The sequence below is a fragment of the Nocardioides endophyticus genome (assembly GCF_039543845.1).
Classification (GTDB): domain Bacteria; phylum Actinomycetota; class Actinomycetes; order Propionibacteriales; family Nocardioidaceae; genus Nocardioides; species Nocardioides endophyticus.
Genome location: NZ_BAABKN010000020.1, coordinates 1 through 5,152, shown reverse-complemented (window position 1 = coordinate 5,152; position 5,152 = coordinate 1). Strand labels below are relative to the sequence as shown.

The following is a 5,152-nucleotide window of genomic DNA, read 5'->3' as shown; positions in this document are numbered from 1 at the left end:
GGACACCTGGACCGAGTCTGGCCAGACACCGATCCTGCAGGGAAGTGTCTAGTAGCCGCATATCGGCGCTGCCGCCGGCGTACAGGCGAGTTGCCCGTGGGCCAGCAGGAGGCTTCGCGAGGTGGTCTCAACTAGCGAGCGGAACTACCGTGCACTCCAGCCGGCCTGTCGGGCCACAGCGACCGCAGCGAATTGGGAGCTGACGTCCAGCTTCTTAAGGACCGCTTTGACCTGACTGCGCCCCCTATCCACTCGGCTCGGTCTGGCGCGAGTTGATCAGCGTCATGAGCACGAGACGAAGACAGAGCCGCCAGGCGTACATCGAGTGGTAGGCGCAAGCGGCGAGACAGTGAGCCGTAGTGTTCCGCAGGTTGGGTGCGCCCTGTGTAGTCCAAGGTGCCTGCATCCCAACACGATCCCAAAGCCGAAGATTTCGACCGTCTCTGAAACTTTCCTCAGAACCGCCTCAACCTCCCGACAGGCTGCTTCAATCGGCACATGCCAAACGACCCGAGTCTCTCCAGCCTGATCACCGAGAGCGAGGACGCTCTTCTTGCCAGGCTGGGCGACCAGCTCATCGGCGGGGACGGGACGCTGCGCGACGGTGGATTCGACGACGCACGCGCCCGGGCATCCGACTGGTTCGAGCGCAACCGTGACAAGCTACGCAGCGACCTTTGCGGCAATTCTCGTCTCAGTGCGATCACGGACAAGGCCGAAGAGGCAGGTGCGATCGCTGACCTCATCAGCGAGCTTCTTAGTGGTCCAGCCGGCTTCACCGCTGGAGCGATCCTCGCCAAGTACGCCCTCGCCAGAATCTGCCGCGACGTCACCCCCGACGACCCAGCGGATAGCGGTTCGACAGGCGGCGATTCGCCAGACAGCCCCCCGTCCCCGTAGGCCAGACCCGGCCGACCCCCGAATTCTCATCAGGATGGACGACTACCGCGAGATCGTCGACTCCTTCAACGACGCTGACTTGCACCCGATGCCCGAGTCGCTTCTTGCGCGCCTACGACTGTTGAGCGAGAGCGACTGGTCGGATCGATGGATGCAGATCCGAGAGCGCCCCGATCTCGCCGACGATCAGGTCATCGCCTACTTGGAGCGAAGCGGCGAGTCCGAGCTGGCTCGACTACTCGAACGTGTCCGCGAGGTCGGACCTGTCCTCGCCGAGCCCGAGTTGCAGCTCCTGACCGAGTTGCTAGAGCCGACCGCCTCGACCAGGCGCGCGCAGCGGCGTCTCTTGACCGACCTGGAGGCGGCTTGGACGCAGATCGAGCGCACCGGCGCGCACTGGCTCCTACCGACACTGATCGACGTGGTGATGACGTCGTCGCAGAGCGCGAGCCGAAGACAGTTTCACCGCTTCGGGCGCCTGGCGATCCAAGCAGCCTCCGCACTCTTCGACGTCGAATTCGACCTCATCGGGGAATTGATGGAGATCTCCCCCGATTCCTCGCAGGCTCGATGGGCAGCTCTCGCCGAGGCGCTGTCCGAACCCGTCGCGGTCCGTGCTGCCCGAGTGCTCGTCGTGGCGGCTGAAGTGGGCCCGTTCAATGCCGCAGTGGTAGCCCGGTTCGAGGATCGAGCCGGCCTCGCACTCGCAGTCGCTTCGCGCGACGTGGAGTCAGTTCGAAGCGAGTTGGAGGCTGTGACACTCGCGCGGGCCGCAGTTCTGGGGAAAGTCGAACCACGATCGCTGCGAGGCGAGTTCTGCCTGGGCACAGCCCTGGAGTGTCTCGAGCAAGCCCAAGACCGCGGCGCATCCTGGCTCGTCAAACCCGGCCTGAACGCCGCCGACCGAGCGCACGAGCTCGATGTCGACACGGCCACCAGCGCTCTGGTCGCCGCCCGACTCCGAATGGAGGCAATCAGAGAGGGCTACCTGCCGCACGAGGAAGTGCATCGAGCGATATCCCTCTTCAGACAGGCATGGCGCGTTCACACCGCCGACGAGCTTCGAGCGGAGATCGCGAACGACCTGGGCGATGCGCTTGCTGCCGCCGTCGGGTGGCGCGAACTGCCGCCCGAGAACCTCGTCGAAGCGCTGCGACTGTCTGACGAGGCCCTACGCCGGACGACAGACCCTCCGAGCCGACTCAGAGCATCGGCGATGAGAGGGTTCCGGCTCATGGAGGCTGCGCGAGCGGGCCACGCCGACGTGGAGGACGTCGGCCGAGCCGAGCCCGCGATGCGAGAGTTCGTCTCCTCCGACTACACACGAGACGATCCGGCGGCGAGCTTCAATCATGCCCTGTGGTTGGCCTCCGCGATCCGCATGGGCGCACTACCGCATGATCGATGGTCCGTCGCGATCGCTCACTTCAGGAAGGCGCTCGTTCTGTTGAGATCTCGTGGCCGCGGGATCGAGTACCGCCACCAACTCGCCGTCGCGCTTGTCGAAGCTGCCGAGTACGGGGAGATCGGACCGGAGGGACCGAGCGAAGCCAACGGCATCTACCGTCGGCTCCTCCGCGAGATCGACACCGACGACTCGGACTACGTTGATCTGCTCTTGAGCTATGCGAGGTCGACCCACATCTCGATGATGAGGGGAGCCGACCTGCAGACTCTTACTGACCTCCTGGACGAGTTCCGGCGTCACCTCGAGTCCCTCGTGGGCGACTGGCGCCCCGGGCAGGGACCGCCGCCGTTCGAGACGGGCAGTGCAGGTGCCGACGGGCGATCAGAGACGATCGCGTTCGTGGCCGACACGCTATCCGGGCTACTCTACGAGGGTCTCGTCGCCGGAGTCCTAGGTCCCGAAGCAGTTGAGGAGACCGTCGCTCTCGGAAGGCTGGCAGTCATGGTCGGGCCCTCCGGCAGCGCGCAACAAGCGGCGTTTCGCGGAAACCTGGCGGGCAAGATCACCGCAGCGGTCAACTGGCGCGAGTTGCCTGCCGAGGCATTGACCGAAGCGGTCGCTCTCGGGCGAGACGCGATCGCGATGAGCTCACCCGACGACCCCTCTCGCCCCATCTATTTCACCAACTTATCCGGGGCCCTCTTCGAGAGTTGGAGGCTGGCGAACGCACCCGACCAGGCCGCTCACGAAGCGATTCGACTGCAGCAGCAGGCCGTGGACGCCGCACCGGTCGGGAGTCCAGACCGTGCCAATCATTTGACGAATCTCGCCACGGTCACCTCGGATGTCTACGAGGATCGACCCGACTCGACTGAATATGCCCAAGCCCTCGCGACGCATCGAGAGGCCCTAGCAGTCACCCACCGCGGCAGCACGACCTACCTTCAGGCGATCTACAATTACGGACACGCCCTTGCACCTGCGATCGGTGCCTCGGCGGCCGAGACCTGGACGGGTCCAGACGCGGTGGCAGAACTACGCAGAGTCGTCGACGACGTGTGGCACACGGTGAGGTACACCTTCGCCCACCCGTCCCGGCGGCTGTGGGCCGTGAAACAAGGTCACAAGCTCCTCGCCCACGCTCCGCTACGGCTTGGCGAGAGCGGGCATATAGATGACGCGATCACCACCATCGAGGCTTCGCGAGGAACCCTCATGACGTCGTTCGCAGCACCGCCTGCGCCTCAAGGACTCTCCGAAGCCGTGACTCTTCAGTACCAACAGGCGGCCGCTTCCTACACCCGAGTCCAAGAGGGCATCGGCATCGGCATCGGCACGGAGGCGGCGGCGGTGCAGGCGGGCGATGCACTCGTCGCGGCGATCGAAACCATCCGCCGGAACGGAGCACCGTCGTTCGCGATGGCACCGTCCTCGGTGGAACTCGCCTCTCGCCTTGATCCAGGCGAATGCGCGGCCTACGTCATGGCAGGCGAGCAAGAGGGCATGGCCCTCCTGCTGTTCGAGGACCGAACCTCGGCGCGTGTGGCTCTGCCTGGTCTGACGGACCGATTCGTCAGCGCGAGCGTCGAGGCCCTTCTCGAACGCCGAACCAGCATCCAGGCCCTAGCGCGAAGCCTGCACTCCGTGTTCGCACGACCCATCCTCCAGGCGTTCGACGATCTCCATCGCGAGGTGGACACCCTCACCGTCGTCGCCGTTGGACGAGTCGGGATACTTCCGTTGCACGCCGCGGGCGACAGCGAGTCGGGGTGGCTCGACGAGCACTACAACCTCCGGTACTCGACGTCCATGCGACGCCCCGACGACGCCGGCACGCCGCCCGCGCGCGGAGCGTTCGCAGCCATCAGCTCCGGCTTGGACCTCAGCTATGTAGAGGGCGACGAACTCGTCTTGAATCACTACCTGCTGAGGGATCGAGCGCAATTCGTACCATTGAAAATGCATGAGGTCGGGAGCGCTCTCACCGACGCTGCGTTGTGCTTCATGTCAGGACATGCTCTACACGCTCGCGACCTTGGATCCGGACTTGTTCTCGACGACGGCATCCTCTCCGCTGGAGAGCTCGCTGCCTACCCTCGGCGACCACGCAAACTCGCCGTCCTTAACGCGTGTTCCTCTGGACAGATCGCCACCTCGCTACCGGACGAGTCCATCGGCGTGCACGCAGCGCTTCTCTCCCTGGGCTTCACCGGCGTCGTAGCGTCGTTTTGGCCGCTACGCGACAGCGTTGCACTCATCGCACTCGCGAAGTTCGCGCAGCTCGTCTCGGTCGACGGTCTTGAGTGCAGTCAGGCGCTCAGTCGGTCCCGGAGGTGGCTTCGCGGGGTCACGGCGGGCGAGCTGCGTCCTTGGATCGAGGGCCTCGCGTCGGCGGTCGGCATGACCGAAGACCTCCGACGAAGATTGACGAAGTCCATTGCAGCGTTTCCTGACGGTGCAGTCCCATTCGCCGACCCGGCGGACTGGGCACCGCTGGCCTATTTCGGCCGTGACATCTCGCCGCACGAGCTCGGCCTCTAACCCGCTGCGGCGAGCGGCAGCCCGGGAGCGGTGACCAGCGTGCTGCGACCGCAGATCTATTTCGACGATCAACAGGGTCACCTCGCCTCAACTTCCACCTCAGCGCTCTCGGTTCACGTGCCGTTTGGTGCACTCCATGAAACAACTGAGGAGCGGGTGCCTGACAACGGCCGCGGCCTCGATTAAGGGTTCAGCGCCCTCGTTGGTCAAGCCGCCTGCGCTGATCGCGGCCAGCGGCGACGACGCGACGCTCCTATGGTTCGTCAAGCAGTTGGGGCCCCACTTTCGAGGAGCCGGTAGAGG

The 5,152-nt window shown here is 65.0% G+C and carries 3 protein-coding genes; all 3 read left to right on the top strand.

Annotated elements, in window-relative coordinates; translation table 11 throughout:
- Positions 1-498: 498 nt before the first annotated feature.
- From ABEA33_RS16730 to ABEA33_RS27505, 3 genes are read left to right on the top strand one after another with little or no spacing between them, the layout of a single operon-like run.
- Positions 499-900, top strand: a complete 402-nt coding sequence (locus ABEA33_RS16730; protein ID WP_345528007.1) for a hypothetical protein — start codon at positions 499-501, stop codon at positions 898-900.
- Positions 901-934: 34 nt separating this feature from the next.
- Positions 935-4,849 carry a CHAT domain-containing protein gene (locus ABEA33_RS16725; protein WP_345528006.1) on the top strand — a complete coding sequence of 1,305 codons (3,915 nt, stop codon included), beginning with the start codon at positions 935-937 and terminating at the stop codon, positions 4,847-4,849.
- Positions 4,850-4,879: 30 nt separating this feature from the next.
- A complete protein-coding gene (locus tag ABEA33_RS27505) occupies positions 4,880-5,035 on the top strand; it encodes a 5'-nucleotidase (protein WP_425577442.1) in 156 nt (51 codons plus the stop codon).
- The last annotated feature ends 117 nt before the right edge of the window (positions 5,036-5,152 follow it).

What these genes read in the sequence shown, in the direction of transcription:
- ABEA33_RS16730 (WP_345528007.1), top strand. Translation starts at nt 499, where the DNA reads ATGCCAAACGACCCGAGTCTCTCCAGCCTGATCACCGAGAGCGAGGAC.
- ABEA33_RS16725 (WP_345528006.1), top strand. Translation starts at nt 935, where the DNA reads ATGGACGACTACCGCGAGATCGTCGACTCCTTCAACGACGCTGACTTG.